The 20,576-nt window shown below is 36.3% G+C and carries 17 protein-coding genes; 15 read left to right on the forward strand and 2 right to left on the reverse strand.

The features are described 5' to 3' along the window. Nucleotides 1-6: 6 nt before the first annotated feature. A complete protein-coding gene (locus tag HMPREF9180_RS09615; RefSeq protein WP_006146352.1) occupies nt 7-1,482 on the reverse strand; it encodes an AcpB/EbpR/MafR family transcriptional regulator in 1,476 nt (491 codons plus the stop codon). A 157-nt stretch (nt 1,483-1,639) separates the two neighbouring features. Continuing rightward, entirely contained in the window at nt 1,640-3,124 is a 1,485-nt protein-coding gene (locus tag HMPREF9180_RS09620; protein WP_025168789.1) for a DUF1846 domain-containing protein, read from the reverse strand. Between the two features lie 216 nt (nt 3,125-3,340). On the opposite strand from HMPREF9180_RS09620, the gene HMPREF9180_RS09625 reads away from it, so the two are divergent. From HMPREF9180_RS09625 to HMPREF9180_RS09695, 15 genes are all read left to right on the forward strand, one after another. Further along, nucleotides 3,341-5,308: a peptide ABC transporter substrate-binding protein gene (locus tag HMPREF9180_RS09625; protein WP_025168790.1), complete on the forward strand. Its 1,968-nt coding sequence runs from the start codon at nt 3,341-3,343 to the stop codon at nt 5,306-5,308. A 565-nt stretch (nt 5,309-5,873) separates the two neighbouring features. Continuing rightward, nucleotides 5,874-7,322 (forward strand): LCP family glycopolymer transferase CpsA, encoded by a 1,449-nt coding sequence (gene cpsA / locus HMPREF9180_RS09630; protein WP_006146355.1) that lies wholly within the window; start codon nt 5,874-5,876, stop codon nt 7,320-7,322. A gap of 1 nt (nt 7,323) precedes the next feature. Next, a complete protein-coding gene (gene cps4B / locus HMPREF9180_RS09635; RefSeq protein ID WP_006146356.1) occupies nt 7,324-8,055 on the forward strand; it encodes a capsular polysaccharide biosynthesis protein Cps4B in 732 nt (243 codons plus the stop codon). Between the two features lie 8 nt (nt 8,056-8,063). Continuing rightward, nucleotides 8,064-8,756, forward strand: a complete 693-nt coding sequence (locus tag HMPREF9180_RS09640; RefSeq protein ID WP_006146357.1) for a Wzz/FepE/Etk N-terminal domain-containing protein — start codon at nt 8,064-8,066, stop codon at nt 8,754-8,756. A 10-nt stretch (nt 8,757-8,766) separates the two neighbouring features. Then, the gene (locus HMPREF9180_RS09645) at nt 8,767-9,459 is read left to right on the forward strand and encodes a tyrosine-protein kinase (protein WP_006146358.1); all 693 of its coding nucleotides are present in this window, start codon (nt 8,767-8,769) and stop codon (nt 9,457-9,459) included. Nucleotides 9,460-9,474: 15 nt separating this feature from the next. Further along, nucleotides 9,475-10,845, forward strand: coding sequence for a sugar transferase (locus HMPREF9180_RS09650; RefSeq protein ID WP_006146359.1), 1,371 nt, complete (start codon nt 9,475-9,477; stop codon nt 10,843-10,845). A gap of 30 nt (nt 10,846-10,875) precedes the next feature. Next, nucleotides 10,876-12,048, forward strand: a complete 1,173-nt coding sequence (gene cps2T / locus HMPREF9180_RS09655) for a beta 1-4 rhamnosyltransferase Cps2T (RefSeq protein ID WP_006146360.1) — start codon at nt 10,876-10,878, stop codon at nt 12,046-12,048. Nucleotides 12,049-12,050: 2 nt separating this feature from the next. Further along, a complete protein-coding gene (locus tag HMPREF9180_RS09660) occupies nt 12,051-13,199 on the forward strand; it encodes a glycosyltransferase family 4 protein (protein ID WP_006146361.1) in 1,149 nt (382 codons plus the stop codon). A 1-nt stretch (nt 13,200) separates the two neighbouring features. Further along, nucleotides 13,201-13,842 carry a DUF1919 domain-containing protein gene (locus HMPREF9180_RS09665; protein ID WP_006146362.1) on the forward strand — a complete coding sequence of 214 codons (642 nt, stop codon included), beginning with the start codon at nt 13,201-13,203 and terminating at the stop codon, nt 13,840-13,842. Next, nucleotides 13,839-14,804, forward strand: coding sequence for a DUF6625 family protein (locus HMPREF9180_RS09670; RefSeq protein ID WP_006146363.1), 966 nt, complete (start codon nt 13,839-13,841; stop codon nt 14,802-14,804). The genes HMPREF9180_RS09665 and HMPREF9180_RS09670 overlap by 4 nt, the downstream gene beginning before the upstream one ends. Continuing rightward, the gene (locus tag HMPREF9180_RS09675) at nt 14,804-15,874 is read left to right on the forward strand and encodes a glycosyltransferase family 2 protein (RefSeq protein ID WP_006146364.1); all 1,071 of its coding nucleotides are present in this window, start codon (nt 14,804-14,806) and stop codon (nt 15,872-15,874) included. The genes HMPREF9180_RS09670 and HMPREF9180_RS09675 overlap by 1 nt, the downstream gene beginning before the upstream one ends. A 33-nt stretch (nt 15,875-15,907) precedes the next feature. Beyond that, entirely contained in the window at nt 15,908-17,062 is a 1,155-nt protein-coding gene (locus HMPREF9180_RS09680; RefSeq protein ID WP_006146365.1) for a hypothetical protein, read from the forward strand. Further along, nucleotides 17,059-18,471 carry a flippase gene (locus tag HMPREF9180_RS09685; RefSeq protein WP_006146366.1) on the forward strand — a complete coding sequence of 471 codons (1,413 nt, stop codon included), beginning with the start codon at nt 17,059-17,061 and terminating at the stop codon, nt 18,469-18,471. Before HMPREF9180_RS09680 ends, HMPREF9180_RS09685 begins: the two co-directional genes overlap by 4 nt. Nucleotides 18,472-18,482: 11 nt before the next feature. Continuing rightward, nucleotides 18,483-19,583 carry a UDP-galactopyranose mutase gene (glf, locus tag HMPREF9180_RS09690; protein ID WP_006146367.1) on the forward strand — a complete coding sequence of 367 codons (1,101 nt, stop codon included), beginning with the start codon at nt 18,483-18,485 and terminating at the stop codon, nt 19,581-19,583. Continuing rightward, a complete protein-coding gene (locus HMPREF9180_RS09695) occupies nt 19,580-20,572 on the forward strand; it encodes a stealth family protein (protein ID WP_006146368.1) in 993 nt (330 codons plus the stop codon). Before glf ends, HMPREF9180_RS09695 begins: the two co-directional genes overlap by 4 nt. Nucleotides 20,573-20,576: the final 4 nt, after the last annotated feature.

Consider the following 20,576-nt stretch of genomic DNA (forward strand, 5'->3'; position numbering starts at 1 on the left):
TTTTTATTATAAATCTTGCATAGAAATCTTATTGAGTTCGTTGACAACCTGCAGGATAGATAGTCGACTGATATTGATGACAAGCATGTCTTCGAGACCTTTGATGTCGAAATTAGTGATGATAGCATCGTAGTCACTATCTATAATTTCTTGAATATTTAGAGTCTCCTTATTCCAAGTTTCATACTGAATGTTGTTAGAAGTATGAAATTCGTAGAGGGATATCAAGAACTGTGGATGAGCAAAATCATATTCGCTTAGGACTAGGACTTTGACTTTCTTTTTATGTTCAAATAATTGATCTGTAAGGCCCTCAGCATGGGTAAAGAGGGTGTAGATCAGGTGAGAAAGAGCAGGTGTCTTCTCCTTTTGTCCCATGATACTCTTGTATCGCACCATTTCAAAGGTAGCTGCTTCATAAAATGTTGGGAAGAATCTTTTAATCTTTCCAAGTGTATAATCCTTATTTTGCGAAATGATGGATTCGGAGTTGATTTCTCTTCGCTCAAGTAAGGCAGTGTTGTGCAAGTTCCAAATTAAGGTATCTGTGTTTGCAAATTGAACGCCAAATTTTCGAGTTAAGTTGTCTAGGATGTCTCTTGCGGCATGGTAGGAACGATCCACTTGTTCGTAAGATTGACGAGCGGCTAGGAAATCTTCAACCGTAAAGAAGATAGTAGGTTCTGCAAAGGGGCTAAAAATCTGATTGAGATTTTCAGGAGTAATTTCAATATTGAGCCCTTGAGCCAAATCTTGTAGCTGTTGTTGGAAATAAGAAAGTTGGTCGTAGATTGGACTTAACCAAGAAGAACTTTGTTTTGGTAAACGAACAAGATAGCCTCTTTTCATTCGGTATAAATCGACCGTAGCCTGCGTTCTAATTTGGTAGAGATTTTGATATTTTGCAGGGAATTTTGCCAGACTAATAAAGAAGGAAACGAAGTTATCGATGTCTTTTTCTTTGACTTCTGTGAAAGGCCAATCCAGAAAATTATATGCTTCGTGGAAATATTGGGAGAAGAAAAATCGAATATCTTTTTCGTCTCCAATGATAGAGATAGGTGTTACCTTCAGTTTAAAGCGGTAGGTTCCATCAAGTGTCTTATTGATATCCGCGACCTTTTTGCGTAAAGACGGAAGAGAGATATCCAGAGTTTCAGAAAGATGTTCATAGGTGAAGGGCCTATCCAAAAGGAAAAATGCCTTCAAAATTTGAAAATAATCAGATGTCTGTAAAAAATATTGGTAGATTCGCTCGATGCCATTATTTTGAACATTCACCATCATGATTCCTGCAGTTGAGTGCCTGATATCAAAGTCAGGAAAGACTTCGCGTAATTCTTTGATATCACTCTTGATGATTCGAGCATTGTAGCCAATGATTTTAGATAAGTCATCCAGATAAATCCAGTTAGGATTTTCAAACAAATATTCTAAAATCTTTAATTGCCTTTGCTCTTTTTGACTGAGTAATTCTCTCATTTTTAATAAACTCCCGAAGTAATGTTAGAATAATTAGAAAAGAAGATAATTGGAGATTGTCAGAATTCTAGCATAAAAGAAAGTCACCCCTTAAGAGAGATTCGAAGTCTATCGAAGAGGGGTGATACTTGACAAGAAGTTCCTACTAGCCTTTGATCTACTTACGATATAAACGATCGTATTGGTAGTAGGGATCAAAGGTTACGTTAATTCCCAGTTTACGGAGGACGTTCTTATCTTCATCCGTTAAGATAATCGTAGAATGAGCTTCACTACCTTTAAGATTTCCGAGTTCTTTCATGGCACGAGCAGCATCAGGATTTTCCATAGCAGTAATTGCAAGAGCGATGAGAATCTCATTTGAATGAAGACGAGGATTGCGACTACCCAAGTGATTGATTTTCAAACCTTGGATTGGTTTCACCACTTCTGGTTCAATTAATTTTGTTTCGGCATCAATATTCGCTGATTTCTTGATAGCATTGATCAAGGTAGCAGCTGTTGGACCAAAGAGTTCTGAGTTTTTACCGGTTACGATTTGGCCAGAAGGCAACTCAAGTGCTAGAGCAGGCCCATCTGTTTCCTCAGCCTTTTGTCGTGCAGCAACAGCAACCCTACGGTCAGCTGGTGTGATGCCGAGGTCATTCATGAGAAGTTCAATTTTCTTGACAGCAGATTCAGCAACTTTTTCAGCTTTAAAGTCGAGTACGGTTTGATAGTAGCGACGGATAATTTCTTGTTTGGAGGCTTCTTTTGCAACCTCGTCATCGATGATGGCAAAACCAACCATGTTAACACCCATATCTGTAGGCGAAGCATACGGAGACTCTCCCAAGATACGTTCAAGCATACGTTTAAGAACAGGGAAAATCTCGATATCACGGTTGTAGTTGACGGTCGTTTTTTCGTACGTTTCCAAGTGGAAGGGGTCAATCATATTGACATCATCAAGGTCCGCTGTAGCTGCCTCATAAGCCAAATTAACCGGGTGATGAAGTGGGAGATTCCAGACTGGGAAGGTTTCAAATTTGGCATAACCAGACTTGATACCATTTAGTTGATCATGGTACATATTGGACATACAAGTTGCCAACTTACCAGAGCCAGGTCCAGGAGCAGTGACAACAATCAAGTTCCGACTAGTTTGGATATAGTCATTTTTCCCCATGCCTTGAGGAGAGATGATGTGGTCCATATCTGTCGGATATCCCTTGATTGGATAGTGAAGATACGAGTCAATCCCATTTTTTTCTAATTGGTTACGGAAGGCATCAGCTGCAGGTTGACCAGCATATTGAGTAATGACAACAGAACCAACAAAGATACCAAGTTCGTTAAATTTATCAATCAAACGAAACACTTCTTGGTCGTAAGAAATACCCAAGTCACCACGAGCCTTGGAGTGTTCGATATTGCTAGCGTTAATGGCAATAACAACCTCAACCTGTTCTTTCAACTCTTGCAAGAGTTTGATTTTGTTATCCGGCTCATATCCAGGAAGTACACGGGCGGCGTGGAAATCTTCCAACATCTTGCCCCCAAACTCCAAGTAGAGTTTACCATCAAATTGGTTGATACGCTCCAAAATATGGTCGCGTTGTAAATTTAGATATTTTTCAGAACTGAAAGCTTGTTTATTCATTTTTTTACCTCTATTTTCTATTATAATAAAAAAATTTAAGATAGGGAATAGCAGAATAGCTAGAAGATAAAAAAGATTTGTCAATATTCATGTAAAAGTAAAAGCCCAGATATACATATAAAATTTAGAATTTTCTAAAAAATTATCAGAAAAAGCTTTGTAATTATTGAAAAATAGGGTATAATGGTAAAAATATTACTTTTAAGGAGATTATTTATGAAATCGAAAAAGTGGCTCGCAGTTGCAGGGATTACACTGAGTGCAACACTTCTTTTGGCAGCTTGTGGTAAGGCTGACAAAAAAACCAATGCTCCGACAACATTTTCATATGTTTATGCCATCGATCCAACAACATTGGACTATAGCATTACTAGTAAAAGTTCAACATCAGATGTTGTTGCAAACTTGGTAGATGGACTCCTAGAAAATGACAAATATGGGAACTTAATTCCATCGCTTGCTGAAGACTGGTCTGTTTCACAAGACGGTCTGACCTACACCTACAAACTTCGTAAAGGGGTTAAATGGTATACTTCTGAAGGAGAGGAGTATGCTGAAGTTAAGGCTCAAGATTTTGTGACTGGTTTGAAACACGCCGCAGATGGTAAGTCAGACGGATTAACCCTCATTCAAGATTCAATTAAAGGTTTGGCGGAGTACGTTAGCGGTGAAACGAATGACTTCTCAACAGTTGGTGTCAAGGCAGTCGATGACTATACGGTTCAATACACCTTGAACAAGCCAGAAAGTTTTTGGAATTCTAAGGTAACAACAGCGACTATGCTCCCTGTTAATGAAGATTTCTTAAATTCTAAAGGGAAAGATTACGGTACGGTATCGCCATCAGGTATTCTCTATAATGGCCCATACATCTTGAAGAACTTTACTTCAAAATCAGTAATTGAGTACGAAAAGAACCCAAATTATTGGGATAAAGACAATGTTAAAATTGACCACGTCAAACTGACATTCTATGATGGATCTGACCAAGAATCATTGATTCGTAGCTTCGCATCAGGAGCATATACGACTGCACGTCTCTTCCCAACTAGCTCAAGCTTTGATTCAACCAAGAAAGAATACGGCGATAAAATTGTCTATAGCCCACAAGAAGCAACAAGCTATTACTTGACAGTAAACGTCAATCGTCAATCTTACAATAAAACGGCTAAGACAGACGAAACTCAAAAAACATCTACTAAAGAAGCACTTCTCAACAAAAACTTCCGTCAAGCCATCAATTTTGCTCTAGATCGTCATTCTTACTCTGCACAGATGAATGGTGAAGAAGGTGCGGATAAGATTATCCGTACTAGCCTTGTGCCTTATGACTATGTTCAAGTCGGAGAAAAAACCTTCGGTGAGCTGGCGCAAGAACAACTTGTGACTTACGGAGATCAGTGGAAAGATGTAGCCTTGACGGATGGCAAAGACACTCTTTATAACCCTACAAAAGCAAAAGCTGCCTTGGAAAAAGCGAAGTCAGAATTGCAAAGCAAGGGTGTAACCTTCCCAATTCATTTGGATGTTCCTGTAGAACAAACAGATGTGATTGCTGTCCAACAAACGAATTCATTGAAACAGTCTATCGAATCAGCATTAGGAACTGATAATGTGGTGATTGATGTTCTTCAGATGACAGATAATGAAAAGGAAAATATCACTTCTCAAGCCAAAGTTCCTTCCCAAAAAGACTATGACCTGAATGGAACTGGTTGGGGGCCTGACTATCAAGACCCGGCAACCTATCTCAATATCCTAGATGCTAAGAAGGGTTCTGCTCTTAAACACTTGGGTATTACAAAAGGTAAAGATCCAGAAGTCATGGCCAAAGTTGGGCTTGATGAGTACAAGAAACTCTTGGATGATGCCGCTTCAGAAACAAGCGACCTCAACAAACGCTATGAAAAATATGCCAAAGCACAGGCTTGGGTTTCAGATAGTTCACTTCTTATCCCAGTAGCTTCTTCAGGTGGTTCTCCGACTGTTAGTCGTACAGTGCCATTCTCAAAAGCATACTCTCAAGTTGGGATTAAGGGAGATCCATTTGTGTTCAAAGGATTAGAGTTGCAAAATGATGTCGTAACAACTAAAGAATACGAAGAAGCTCTTAAGAAATGGCAAAAAGAAAAATTAGAATCAAATGCCAAATACCAAAAAGAGTTAGCTGATCACGTTAAATAGTCTTTTATAATGAGTAAAGAAATCCTGCTTTTAAGTGGGATTTCTTTTTTTTAAGGTTACAAATAAGATTGCTAATATAAGGTTGGACCAATATACTCAAAATTAAAAAAATCAAATGTATAGCATGGTTGGGTGATGGTTCCCGTCTGAATTGTGTCAAATGGTGATAAAGTTTCGATGACACGTATGGATACTGTTTACACATGCCTCCTCACTAATTTGGGTCAAAGAGACTAAAAACAACTACAAGTACATGATATTATAGATAGATGTCGTTACAAATTCTCAAGTTGCTGAGGTGAAAGTTAGATGGGAACAAGAACGTAAAAATTCTGTTGAGAAGAGTCAAAAAGAAATGGAAAGTTACGTTCATTAAAAATAGAGCTTGTCAGGCTCTATTTTTAATTGTTTTTTGTTTCAAATAAACAGAAAATAGGGAAAAATCGAGATAAATTTCTTATCCTTAAAAACATATTTAATAGTAAGCGCTTCCGTAGTAGATGTATATAGCCTTCGAGTATGGTTTGTGATATAATTAAATTAAAATATTTTATAGAGGTGTTCCGTGAGTAATAGGCGATTAAAAAAAAGTAAATCTGGTCAAATTCAGCAGAATTTGAACCTAGGTTTATTAGTTATTTATGTTGTTCTTGCTTCTTTTTTATTGTTTTTGATTTTTAGATATCAGATTTTATCGGTTAGTTATCTTAATATCATTTTGTCAGTAGTTTTAGTGCTTGTCGCTTTCTTGTCTCTGTTGCTAATTGTAAAGCGCAAGGCCAAGGTTTTCACTCTGATAATTCTACTACTCTCAGTCTTATTCAGTTCGGTAGCATTGATAGCCGTTAATCGATTTGTTAGTCTTGCAAACCAATTTAATGCAACCTCTAATTATTCAAGTTACACTATGAGTGTTGCGGTTCTAGCAGATAGTGAGATTAATAATGTTTCTCAACTTTCAAGTGTAACAGCTCCAACAGGAACAGATAATGAAAATATCCAAAAATTGCTCGATGATATTAAAACTACACAAAGCAAGGAGTTGGCTGTAGAGCAGAGCTCGTCTTATTTAGCAGCCTACAAGAGTTTATTAGCTGGTGAGACTAAGGGCATTGTTTTGAATAGTGTCTTTGAAAATCTCATCGAGCAAGAATATCCGGATTATGCTAAAAAGATAAAAAAGATTTATACTAAAGATTTAACAAAGGCAGTTGAAGCACCTAAGACAACGACAGGTACTAGTTTTAATGTTTATATAAGCGGAATTGACACCTACGGTCCAATAAGTTCTGTATCGCGTTCAGATGTCAATATGATCATGACCGTTAATCAAGATACCAAGAAAATTCTCTTAACGACCACCCCTCGAGATGCATATGTTCCGATAGCTGATGGAGGAAATAATCAAAACGATAAGTTGACACACGCAGGTATTTACGGTGTAGATGCTTCTATCCATACTTTGGAAAATCTCTATGATATTGATTTGAATTACTATGCCCGCCTTAATTTCACCTCTTTCTTGAAATTGATTGACCTTCTTGGAGGTGTTGATGTCTATAATGATCAAGATTTCACCTCTCTACATGGTCAATATCATTTCCCTGTAGGGAATGTTCATCTAGATTCAGAACAGGCTTTAGGATTTGTTCGTGAACGTTACTCCTTGACAAATGGAGATGGGGACCGTGGCCGTAACCAACAAAAAGTGATAGCTGCTGTGATTCAAAAATTAACTTCTACAGAAGCTTTAAAGAATTTTGATAGTATCATCCAAAATTTACAGGATTCAATTCAGACCAATATGCCACCAGAAACAATGGTTAGTCTTGTTAATACCCAGTTGACAAGCGGAGGGAAGTATACCGTTACGAATCAGGACCTAAAAGGAACTGGGCGTATGGGACTTCCGTCCTATGCTATGCCAGATAGCAATCTTTATATGCTAGAAATTGATCCAACAAGTCTAGAAGCAGTTAAAACAGCCATAAGAAACACCTTGGAAGGAAAATAAGATGATTGACATCCATTCACACATAGTTTTTGATGTCGATGATGGACCTAAAAGTATAGAAGATAGTCGAGCGTTACTAAAAGAAGCTTATGCTCAGGGGACTCGGACTATCGTTTCAACCTCTCATCGACGCAAGGGAATGTTTGAGACACCGGAAGATAAAATCGCTACTAATTTTAAAATTGTTCAGGAATTGTCTAAAGAAATAGCTCCTGACCTAACAATCTTATATGGTGCTGAAATTTATTTTACCAGTGATATTTTAGATAAATTAGAAAATCATATCATCCCAAAATTAAACGATACACGATATGCCTTGATTGAATTCAGTATGAGTACGCCTTATCGTGAAATCCACAGTGCTCTATCAAAAGTTCTCATGTTAGGCATCACTCCTGTAATAGCTCATATTGAACGCTATCATGCTTTAGAAAATGATGAAAAAAAAGTGAGAGAGCTTATCAATATGGGTTGCTTTACACAAATCAACAGTTCTAGCATATTAAAGCCAAAACTGTTTGGGGATACCTATAAGTTTATGAAGAAACGTGCTCGTTACTTTTTAGATAGAGATTTAGTTCATGTCGTAGCGAGTGATATGCACAACTTAGAGGATAGACGACCATATATGAAAGAAGCTTATGATTTGATAAGCAAAAATTATGGGAAAGAAAAAGCTCAGGAGCTTTTTGAGACAAATCCTTCGAAAATTATAGAAGATAAAATGATTTAGGAGAAATGATGAAAGAACAAGATAAAATCGAAATCGATGTAGTGCAGGTGTTAAAAGTTTTATGGAAACGTAAATTGATGATAGCGTTGGTTGCAATCGCTACAGGGGTGCTTGCTTTTGGATTTAGCTCATTCATAGTTAAACCTCAGTTTACAAGTACGACAAGAATTTATGTGGTCAATCGCAACCAAGGAGATAAGCCAGGGTTATCTAATCAAGATTTGCAGGCTGGTTCTTACCTTGTAAAAGACTACCGAGAAATTATTCTATCCCAAGACGTTTTGGAAAAAGTAGTAACAGAGCAGAATTTAAAGTTTGATGCAAAAGCTCTTGCCAAAAAAATTCAGGTGACAGTTCCTGCAGATACTCGTATCGTGTCCATTTCAGTAAAAGATGGGAACCCTGAAGAAGCTAGTCGTATAGCGAATGGTCTTAGAGAAGTGGCTGCTCAAAAAATTATTTCTGTAACGAAAGTATCTGATGTAACTACATTGGAAGAAGCACGCCCTGCTCTATCACCTTCTTCTCCAAACATTCGTCGCAACACCATCTTGGGTGTTGGAGTTGGAGCGGGTATTGTCATTCTTTTAGCAATATCCGTCGAAGTTTTAGATGACCGAGTAAAACGTCCGGAAGATGTTGAAGAAGTGATGCATATCTCGCTTTTGGGTGTGATTCCGAATTTAGAGAAATTAAAATAGAGGAGTAAACATGGCAAAGTTAGAATTATCAGTAAAACGCCAAGCGTTTGTCAAAAAAGCAGAGGAATATTATAATGCTTTGCGTACGAATATCCAATTAAGTGGAGATAAGTTAAAAGTGATTGCAATTTCTTCAGTTAGACCTGGAGAGGGGAAGTCTACAACTTCAATCAATATTGCATGGGCTTTTGCGCGTGCTGGCTATAAAACACTCCTTGTTGATGCAGATATTCGAAATTCTGTTATGTCCGGAGATTTTATGTCAAGGGAAAAAATTACCGGATTAACTGACTACTTGTCGGGGACAAAGGACTTATCTCAGGGGTTGTGTGAAACAAATGTGGAAAATTTGTTTGTAATCCAATCTGGAGCCATTTCTCCTAATCCAACGGCTCTTCTTCAAAGTGATAAATTCGAAACAATGATAGACACGTTACGCAAGTATTTTGATTATATTATCGTAGATACTGCTCCTATCGGAGTCGTTATTGATGCTGCAATCATTGCGCAAAAATGTGATGCTTCTATTTTAGTGACAGAAGCTTCAGTAACAAAACGTAGAGAAGTTCAAAAGGCTAAAACTCAATTAGAACAAACAGGAACACCATTCCTAGGTGTTATTCTGAATAAGTTCAATATTCATCTTGAAAAATATGGCTCCTATGGTTCCTATGGTTCTTATGGTGCTTATGGAAAAAAATAAGTTAGGGAGTAAAATATGGAAGGAAGGGGTTTCTATAACGTAACTCTTGCGTTTTTGCAGAGTATACTTGTGAGCGTATTAGCTTATATATTAATTTCTGTATCAGAAACAGAAATTGTAGCAAAAACTGTTTTTGTCCTGTATTTTCTTCATTTTGCAGCTTTTTTCCTCAGCGGTTATGGCGAAGATTTTTTCAAACGTAGTCAATCAGCAGAATTGATTGAAATTGTTAAGTACAATATTTTCTTTGCCCTGCTAATTAGTTTTTCTAGTTTCTTTTTAAAAGATCAATTTGTTATTTCAAGAAGAGGAATGATTTATTTCCTTTCTCTATATGGGGTGTTTAATTATATCCTCAGTTTTGTTATCAAAAAATATTGGGTACAATTTAACCATAATTTAAAAGGGAGCCGTAAAATTCTGCTGATAACAGCTACAACACGGATTGAAAAGGTGATTGATCGCCTCTTAAACGCAAATGATTTTTCTGGGAAACTTGTTGCAGTAATCGTTTTAGATGATCCAAGTTTTAAACACGATAAAGTTACTGTCGTCCCACGAGAACAACTCATTCATTATGCGACTCATGAGGTGGTAGATGAAGTTTTTGTGAATCTACCTAGTGAGGATTATGACATCGGTGGTATTATTTCTCAGTTTGAAACGATGGGAATTGATGTAACGGTAAATCTAAATGCTTTTGATAAAAATTTAGGCAGAAATAAACGAATTCACGAGATGGCTGGTTTGAATGTAGTAACTTTTTCAACAAAAATCTACAAACCAAGTCATGTGATTGGGAAACGCATTCTTGATATTTGTGGGGCAATTGTAGGACTTATTATTTTCGGACTAGTAAGTATAGTACTTGTTCCTATAATTCGAAAAGATGGAGGCCCAGCGATTTTTTCTCAAACTCGCATTGGTAAAAATGGCCGTCATTTCACCTTTTATAAATTTAGGTCTATGAGAATAGATGCAGAAGAAATAAAACAACAATTGATGAATCAAAACACCATGCAAGGTGGTATGTTTAAAATGGACAATGATCCACGGGTGACAGAAATTGGTCGTTTTATTCGTAAGACAAGTATTGATGAGTTGCCACAATTTTGGAATGTTTTAATTGGAGATATGAGTTTGGTAGGAACTCGTCCTCCAACCGTTGATGAATACGAAAAATACACACCAGAACAAAAACGTCGTTTGAGCTTTAAACCGGGAATCACTGGACTATGGCAAATTAGTGGTCGTAGTGAGATTACTAACTTTGACGATGTTGTTAAACTAGATGTGGCTTATATTGATGGTTGGACAATCTGGAAAGATTTCGAAATTTTATTAAAAACAATTAAAGTAGTATTGATGAGAGATGGAGCAAAATGATTTCTTTTGCTCTATACAAATAGGAGCAAAATGAAGCAGTCAGTGTATATCATTGGTTCAAAAGGGATTCCTGCCAAATATGGTGGATTTGAAACTTTTGTCGAAAAATTAACAAAAAATCAGAAGGATACTAGCATTCAATACTATGTGGCTTGTATGCGGGAAAATTCAGCTAAGTCTGGAATTACGGATGACGAGTTTGAGTACAATGGGGCAATTTGTTTTAACATTGATGTGCCCAATATTGGACCCGCGCGTGCCATTGCATATGATATCGTGGCTCTCAATAAAGCCATTAAAATAGCCAAAGAAAACAAGGATCAATCTCCTATTTTTTATGTATTGGCTTGTCGGATTGGTCCTTTTATCTCAGGAATAAAAAAGGAAATCAAAACTATCGGCGGCACTCTCATGGTTAATCCGGATGGGCATGAATGGCTTCGTGCGAAGTGGAGTCTTCCAGTTCGTAAATACTGGAAGTTTTCTGAGCAACTGATGGTTAAACATGCTGATCTGTTGATCTGCGATAGCAAGAATATCGAGACTTATATTCAGAAGGATTACGCTAAGTATCAGCCGCAAACGACCTATATCGCCTATGGAACAGATACCAGCAAGTCTAGCTTGAATAAAGAAGACGAGAAGGTACGGACCTGGTATGCGGACAAGCAAGTCTCCGAAGGAGATTACTATCTTGTCGTGGGACGTTTTGTACCCGAAAATAACTATGAGGCCATGATTCGTGGATTTATGCAGTCAAACTCCAAAAAAGATTTTGTCCTGATCACCAATGTAGAGCACAACAAGTTTTATGAACAGTTGCGTAAAGATACTGGTTTTGACAAGGACCCTCGTGTGAAGTTTGTTGGAACTGTCTACGATCAAGAATTGCTCAAATACATCCGTGAGAATGCCTTTGCTTACTTCCACGGTCATGAAGTAGGTGGTACGAATCCGTCCCTTCTTGAGGCTCTTGAGTCTACTAAGCTCAATCTCTTGCTGGATGTCGGTTTTAACCGTGAAGTCGGTGAAGATGGTGCTCTTTATTGGGAAAAAGACCAACTGGCATCAGTCATTGATCAGGCTGAACAATTAGACACTCAAGCAATCGAAGCTCTTAATCAAAAATCTAGTCAACGTATTGCCCAAGCTTTCACATGGGAAAAAATTGTCACAGACTACGAAAAAGTATTTAAAGGATAGAAATGCAGAAAATTTTATATCTCCATGCGGGTGCTGAAATGTATGGCGCTGACAAGGTTTTGTTGGAGCTCATTAAGGGCTTGGATAAAGATGCCTTTGAAGCGCATGTTATTTTACCAAATGATGGTGTTTTAGTGGCTGCTTTAGAAAATGTCGGTGCCAAAGTGAAAGTCATCGACTATCCAATCTTGCGACGGAAGTATTTTAATCCTAAGGGAATCCTTGAGTATTTTGGCTCCTATAACCGTTACTCCAAACAAATTGCTCAGTATGCTAAGGAGAATGGCATTAGCCTTATTCACAACAACACGACTGCTGTGCTTGAGGGAATTTATCTCAAACGGAAGTTGAAACTTCCTTTGATTTGGCATGTCCATGAGATTATTGTCAAACCAAAAGCAATTTCTGATTTCATCAACTTTTTAATGGGGCGCTATGCGGATACAATTGTGACAGTTTCAAATGCTGTGGCTAACCACGTCAAGCAGTCTCGCTTTGTAAAAAATGAACAAGTTCAAGTCATCTATAATGGTGTTGATAATGCTGTCTATCATGAGATAGATGCTGGCGCGGTCCGTGAGCAGTTTGGAGTTGCTCAGGATGTCTTGGTGATCGGTATGGTTGGTCGAGTGAATGCCTGGAAAGGTCAAGGCGACTTTTTAGAAGCTGTGACGCCAATTTTACAAGCCAATCCAAAAGCAGTAGCCTTTCTAGCAGGTAGTGCTTTTGAGGGGGAAGAGTGGCGAGTGGATGAGTTGGAAAAAGCTATTTCAGACTCACTAGTAGCTGGACAGATTAAGCGAATCGACTATTATAGCCAGACGACAGAACTCTATAATATGTTTGACATCTTTGTCTTGCCGAGTACCAACCCAGACCCACTGCCAACAGTCGTCCTAGAAGCCATGGCTTGTGGCAAACCCGTAGTTGGCTACCGTCATGGTGGTGTTTGTGAAATGGTGCAGGAAGGTGAAAATGGCCTTCTCGCTACTCCAAACCAGCCTGCAGAATTGTCGAAAGCGATTCAAGAATTGGCTGATAACACCGAGAAGCGAGAAAAATTTGGCACGGCCTCTGTCAAACGTCAAAAAGAACTCTTTTCATTACAAAGTTATATTCGGAATTTCTCGGAGTTATATAAGAAGTACTAATATGAACAGTGAAACACTAAAGAATAAACTAAAACCAATCGTTTATCCAATTATTAATTTTATCCCAAGACGACGACTCAAGAATAAGAATTTCACAATTATTTGTGATAATTGCTGGGCTGGAAAGGTTTATCAGGAGTTGGGCTTGCCTTATCAGACACCGTTTGTTGGGCTGTTTGTCTTTTCACCTGATTACATCAAAATGCTCAAGAATTTAAAATATTATTTGAGTGGAGATATCCCCTTAAAATTTGTTAAGGAATCAAAATATATCGAGGACTTTGATAATGCCTATCCACTTGCCCTTCTTGATGATATTGAACTTCATTTCTTGCATTATGCAGATGAAGAAGAAGCAAGCCAGAAATGGCATCGTCGTTTGGCACGCATTCACTGGGATAATCTATATTTCAAATTCAATGATAACGATGCTTGTACTTATGAGTTGATGAAAGAATTTGAAGGACTTCCATACAAGAGTAAGGTGATTTTCTCTTCGAAGAATTATAGTGACTTACCTTCCTTAGTTCATTTTAAATCAGCTGAGAAGCAAGGATACGTTGGCGTCGATTTAAAAACGTACCACCGCTATTTTAATGCTGTAACTTGGTTGAATAAGGGTGGAGAGGATCTAACTAAATGAAAAGAATAAGACTTATTATTCCATATTTTGGAAGACTTCCAAAATTTTTCCCTTATTTTTTGTTGACCGCTAAACGTAATCAAAAAATTGATTTCTTAATTTATACGGATCAAAAGGTTGACCAATTCGAAATTTTAAATGCTAAAAATATAGAATTTGTAACTCTTTCTTTTGATGATTTAAGAGAAAAAATCCAGTCTAAATTTGATTTTAAAATTTCTCTCAAAACACCTTACAAATTATGTGACTATAGGGTTGCTTACGGGCTCATTTTTGAAGAAGAATTAAAAGAGTATGATTACTGGGGATTTTGTGATACAGATGTCTTACTTGGTGATATTTATCAATTTCTGGGAAAGCATAGCTTTTTTGAGAATGATTATGCTCGATATGGTCTTTTTGGGCACCTACAAATATTTAAAAATTCACAAGAGGTTAACTATATATTTATGTCTGGCCAAGGTTCAAACTATCGATTGGATTATCAAAATGTCTTCACTAATGAGCAAACTTTTATTTTTGATGAGGCAGACGGTATCCAAAAGATTTTTGAAAAAACTAATTTCAAACAACTGCAAGATAAATTTTTTGATGATATCGATATTAGTCATTTCTCATTTCGAGAATATGGTGAAAATGAACCTAGACGTTATTATTTTTGGTCAGAGGAAAATGGTTTGGAATCAATAAATTTAATTGATGGTGATATAGTGGTTAAGCGTCCTCTGTATGCACATTTCCAAAAGAGGATGATTAAATGTCCTGAGTTTAAATTAGTCGATTCATTTTATGTTATACCAAATCAATTAGTTATTGGAGAGAAAATTTCTAAGGAAGAACTTTTAGAAGTAACAAGAAATAAATTCTATTGGGAATATGTAAAATCAACAATATTAAAGAAATTTAAAAAAGAAAAATGGACACTAGAGTTTATTCGTCATAAATTAAGGATGAAGAGTTAATGGATAATATAGATTTGAGCATTATTGTTCCAGTATTTAATGTTGAAGGTTATTTAAAAAGAGCCCTAGATTCAATTCTTTTGCAACTGTCATCCATCACATATGAAATTCTGCTAATTGATGATGGTTCAAGTGATAAAAGTGGTGCAATTTGTGATGAGTATCAAAGTCATTTTCCGAATGTTTTTGTTAGTCACATTGAAAATAACGGAGTGGCAGAAGCTAGGAATTTAGGTATTTCTTTATCGAGGGGAAATTATTTATACTTTATGGACCCAGATGATTTCTTATCAGATGATTTCTTTGAACAAATATGCCCTAATCTTAATGGTAAATGGGATGTTCTTTGTTTTGGTTACAATGAAATTAAAGAAAACAATAACACTATTTTGTCTTGTCGTACTCATTCTTATCAGCACCTAGGACTTCTTAAAAAGGAAGAATTTAGGAATGACTTTATAGATCTGTTCAAAACTGATATGATGTATAATGTTTGGTCGAGAATTTATAACAAAGAATTCATTCTAAAAAATAATATTAAGTTTCCTAGTAGACCAATAGGAGAAGATACTCTATTTAATTTCCAAGTTTATCAACATTTAGATAACATCCTTTTTATTGATTCGACTCTTTATAATTATATTGCTGGTAGAAGTGGCTCTGCCTTAACCGAGTTCAATCCTAGGAGAATCGAGATTCAATTAGATGAACTCCAAGCTCTACAAAAATTACTAGAACAATTTAAAATTGAAGATGATACACTAATTCAGGAAATTAAGACTAAAATTGTTGCCAGTGCAGCTTTTCAAATTTCAAATTTAAGTTTGAGAGTACAAGAAAAAATAGAATTATTACAATCTTTAGTTGATAATCAAGCATTTGAAAGTATTTTTTTTGGAAATAGGAATCAAATAATTGGGTCTTACAAGATGTTATTAAGACGGAAAGATATCTCCTCATCCCTACGGAAATTGTGTATTGATCTTCTTACATCAAAAAAATTTCGTACCGTTATATTTGTCGAAAAACTAAAAATGAATCCAATCTTACGTAAGATTGCTTTTAAATAGATGTGGTTATTTTATTAAGAGTAAAAAGGTATTATGTTAAAAATTAAGTTTGAGAACCTGTTGGTTATTCTAGTATTGTCCCTAATTGTTGGGTACGATACACTTATGACAACAATGTTAAACAGAACGATACCAAACCTTCCGGTTGTTTTATTAATCTGTTTTTCATTATTATTATGTTTTAGATTTATATATATAAAAAAATTTACTTTCTTTTATATCTTAACAGCGATTTTGTTATTATTAACTAGCTTAATTGTATTCATGCACACGGGTGGGACTAATTTTCTGCTTTATTCATTATTAATTTTATTATTATATAATGCAGAAATAGACGTTATCTTAAGAACATATGTTATTGTATCAGGGACGATAGTATTAGTCATTTTCTTATTCTCAAATCTAGGTGTTATTCCCAATTTACAGTTTGCCCAGATCCGCTCGTCTGGATTAGTAATTAGAAACTCCTTTGGTTTCATTTATCCAACTGATTTTGCGTCCCACTGCTTTTATTTATTTATTGCTTGGGGATATTTACTTCGTGAAAAATTTATTGTATTGAGAACGTTAGTAGGTATAAGTTTGGCATTTTTCATTATCAAGTTTTGTGACGCTAGGTTGAATGCACTTTCCATACTTGTAGCGACAATTATTTTTATTGTAATGTATCTTACTAAAGAAAGGAAATTTATAATTTATCGAATTCTACCTTATTTTGCGGCTATTTTTTCTTTGTTAATGTTTTACCTATCATATTTCTTCACATGGTCTTCTTCACTATTTGTGAGTTTAAACAACTTATTCAGTATGAGGTTGTTTTTAGGAAAAAATGCAATAAATACCTATGGCTTACATTTATTTGGAGCAACAGGGGTTAAGTTTATTGGATATGGTGGTACCACAGAATCAGTTTATAGTTACAATTATGTAGACTCTTCTTATATTCAAATGTTATTCTACTATGGGGTTGTTCCTGTCGTATTGCTTGTATTTATTTATGTGCTTGCATCAATAAAAATTTATAAACAGGGTAAGTTTTTATTTTTGGCTTTATTATCTCTTATTACAATTAATTGTATGATTGAAGCTTTTTGGATAAGACCTGGTTATAATATTTTTATATTTACACTTTTTGCTAGCCTTCTTCCAGTTCAATACGAAACAAAAAATAGAATAGAATTATCATGAAAGTACTTAAAAACTACGCCTACAATCTCTCTTATCAATTGTTGGTGATTATACTCCCAATCATTACGACCCCCTATGTGACGCGAATCTTTTCATCGGACGATCTAGGGACCTATGGTTACTTTAACTCCATCGTTACTTATTTTATTCTTTTAGCGACCTTAGGAGTTGCTAATTATGGGACTAAAGTAATCTCAGGACATCGAGAGGAAATTGGGGAAAATTTTTGGGGGATTTATTCTCTGCAAATAGGTGCTACAGCTTTTTCTCTATTCTTGTACGCCATTCTTTGTTTCTTGCTTCCTTTTATGCAAAATCCCGTCGCCTATATTTTAGGTTTAAGTCTGGTTTCGAAGGGATTAGACATTTCCTGGCTCTTTCAAGGGTTGGAGGATTTTCGAAAGATTACTGTTCGAAATATTACGGTCAAACTCCTTGGCGTCCTCTCCATCTTCCTGTTTGTCAAATCGGCAAATGATCTTTATCTCTATGTCTTTTTGCTAACCATATTTGAACTATTGGGGCAACTCAGCATGTGGTTACCTGCTCGAGAATTTATTGGCAGACCCCATGTTGATTTAGAATATGCAAAACGCCATTTTAAACCGATTATTTTATTGTTCCTACCTCAAGTTGCGATTTCTTTGTATGTTACCTTAGATCGAACCATGCTTGGAGCTTTGGCTTCTACAAAAGATGTAGGAATTTATGACCAAGCTCTAAAATTAGTAAATATCCTTCTAACCTTGGTTACGTCTTTAGGAAGTGTGATGTTGCCCCGTGTATCAAGCCTCTTGTCTTCAGGGGACCACAAGGCTGTTAACAAGATGCATGAAATGTCCTTCTTAATTTATAATTTGGTCATTTTCCCAATGATGGCAGGAATTTTAATCGTCAATGATGATTTTGTTCGATTTTTTCTGGGACAGGATTTTCAAGATGCACGTTATGCAATTGCCATCATGATTTTCCGGATGTTCTTTATCGGTTGGACTAATATTATGGGAATTCAGATACTGATACCTCATAACCGAAATAAAGAATTCATGATTTCAACAACAGCTCCCGCAATAATCAGTGTAGGTTTGAACTTGCTATTCCTTCCTAAACTTGGGTATATAGGAGCAGCTATTGTCTCTGTTTTAACAGAGGCGCTTGTATGGGCAATTCAATTGTTCTTTACTCGAAAATACTTAAAAGATGTTCCAATTATTGGAACAATGTTGAAAATTATTCTAGCATCAGCCATCATGTATGGTCTCTTGCTAGTTTCAAAAACAGTTATACATTTTACACCAACTATAAATGTCGCAATATTTGCAGTACTTGGTGGAATCGTTTACCTTTTTGCAATCCTATCTCTGAAAGTGATGGATGTGAAAGAATTAAAACAACTAATAAAAAAATAATGGAGTAAACTATGTACGATTATCTTATCGTTGGTGCAGGTTTGTCTGGGGCAATCTTCGCACACGAAGCTACTAAACGCGGGAAAAAAGTAAAAGTAATTGATAAACGAAGTCACATCGGTGGTAATATCTATTGTGAGAATGTTGAAGGTATTAACGTCCACAAGTACGGTGCCCACATTTTCCATACGTCAAACAAAAAAGTCTGGGACTATGTGAACCAGTTTGCTGAATTTAACAACTATATCAACTCACCAGTAGCCAACTACAAGGGCAGTCTTTACAATCTTCCATTTAACATGAATACCTTTTACGCCATGTGGGGCACTAAGACTCCTCAAGAGGTTAAGGACAAAATTGCTGAGCAAACGGCTGACATGAAAGATGTTGAACCGAAAAACTTGGAAGAACAAGCGATTAAGTTGATTGGCCCAGATATCTATGAAAAGTTGATCAAGGGATATACAGAAAAGCAGTGGGGCCGTTCTGCCACAGACCTTCCACCATTTATCATCAAACGCCTTCCAGTTCGTTTGACCTTTGATAACAACTACTTTAACGACCGTTATCAAGGGATTCCAATTGGTGGTTACAACGTCATCATTGAAAATATGTTGGGCGATGTAGAAGTAGAACTTGGCGTTGACTTTTTTGCTAATCGTGAAGAGCTGGAAGCTTCAGCTGATAAAGTTGTCTTTACAGGGATGATTGACCAATACTTTGACTACAAGCACGGAGAGTTAGAATACCGTAGCCTGCGTTTTGAACATGAAGTTTTGGATGAGGAAAATCATCAAGGTAACGCCGTAGTTAACTATACAGAGCGTGAGATTCCTTATACTCGGATCATTGAGCATAAGCACTTCGAATATGGTACACAACCTAAGACAGTTATCACACGTGAATACCCAGCAGATTGGAAACGTGGAGATGAACCATACTACCCAATCAACGATGAAAAGAACAACGCCATGTTTGCCAAGTACCAAGAAGAAGCAGCCAAAAATGACAAGGTCATCTTCTGTGGGCGACTAGCAGACTATAAATACTACGACATGCACGTGGTTATTGAGCGTGCTTTGGAAGTCGTAGAGAAAGAATTTAGTAAATGACAGAAGAAAAAATTGATATCGTTGTCCTCTGGGTAGATGGCAGTAACCCGGAGTTTATCCGTGAGAAACAAGCTGTTTCCGGTCGAGTTTCAGATTTGAACCAAGAAATTGATGGAGAGCAACGTTATCGTGACTATGGTATTTTTAATTATTGGTTTCGAATGATTGAAAAACATGCTCCTTGGGTAAATAATGTTTATTTAATCACTAACGGACAAAAACCTGACTGGTTGAACTTGGAGCATCCAAAACTCAGATGGATTACTCATAAGGAATTTATGCCTGAAGAGTACCTACCTAGTTTTAATTCGTCAGCAATCGAGTTAAATATTCATCGTATTGAAGGTTTATCTGAACATTTCATTTACTTCAATGATGATATGTTCATGATAAAGGATACTCAACCTTCAGACTTCTATAAAAATGGTCAACCTAAACTTTTAGCTGTGTATGATGCTATAGTGCCTTGGTCGTCATTTACCAAAATTTATCGCAATGATGTTGAGTTGATTTATCGTCATTTTCCTCATAAGGAGGCCATGAAATCTTCACCTTGGAAGTTCTTTAACTACCGTTATGGGTTCTTGACTCTGAAGAATTTGCTACTCTTTCCGTGGGGACCTACAGGCTATGTGAATCAGCACCTGCCTGTACCGATGAAGAAGAGTACTTTGTCACATTTGTGGGACATTGAAGGTGAGACTTTGGATAGAACATCCAGAAATAAGATTAGAGATTATGGAGTGGATGTCAATCAATACATCTGTTCTCACTGGCAAATTGAAAGTAATCAATTTTTCCCTATGTCAAAGAATTTTGGTGAATATATTGATATTAATCAAGTAAGCCAATTAGATCGAATTTTTAATAATAAAAAAAGAAAATTACTGTGTGTGAATGATGATGAAAATTTCAATGAAAAAAATCTCCTATGCTTCATTGAAAAATTAGAAAAAAATTACCCTGAAAAATCATCTTTTGAGAAATGAGAAG

Origin of the sequence: Streptococcus peroris ATCC 700780 (assembly GCF_000187585.1) — a bacterium.
GTDB lineage: Bacteria > Bacillota > Bacilli > Lactobacillales > Streptococcaceae > Streptococcus > Streptococcus peroris.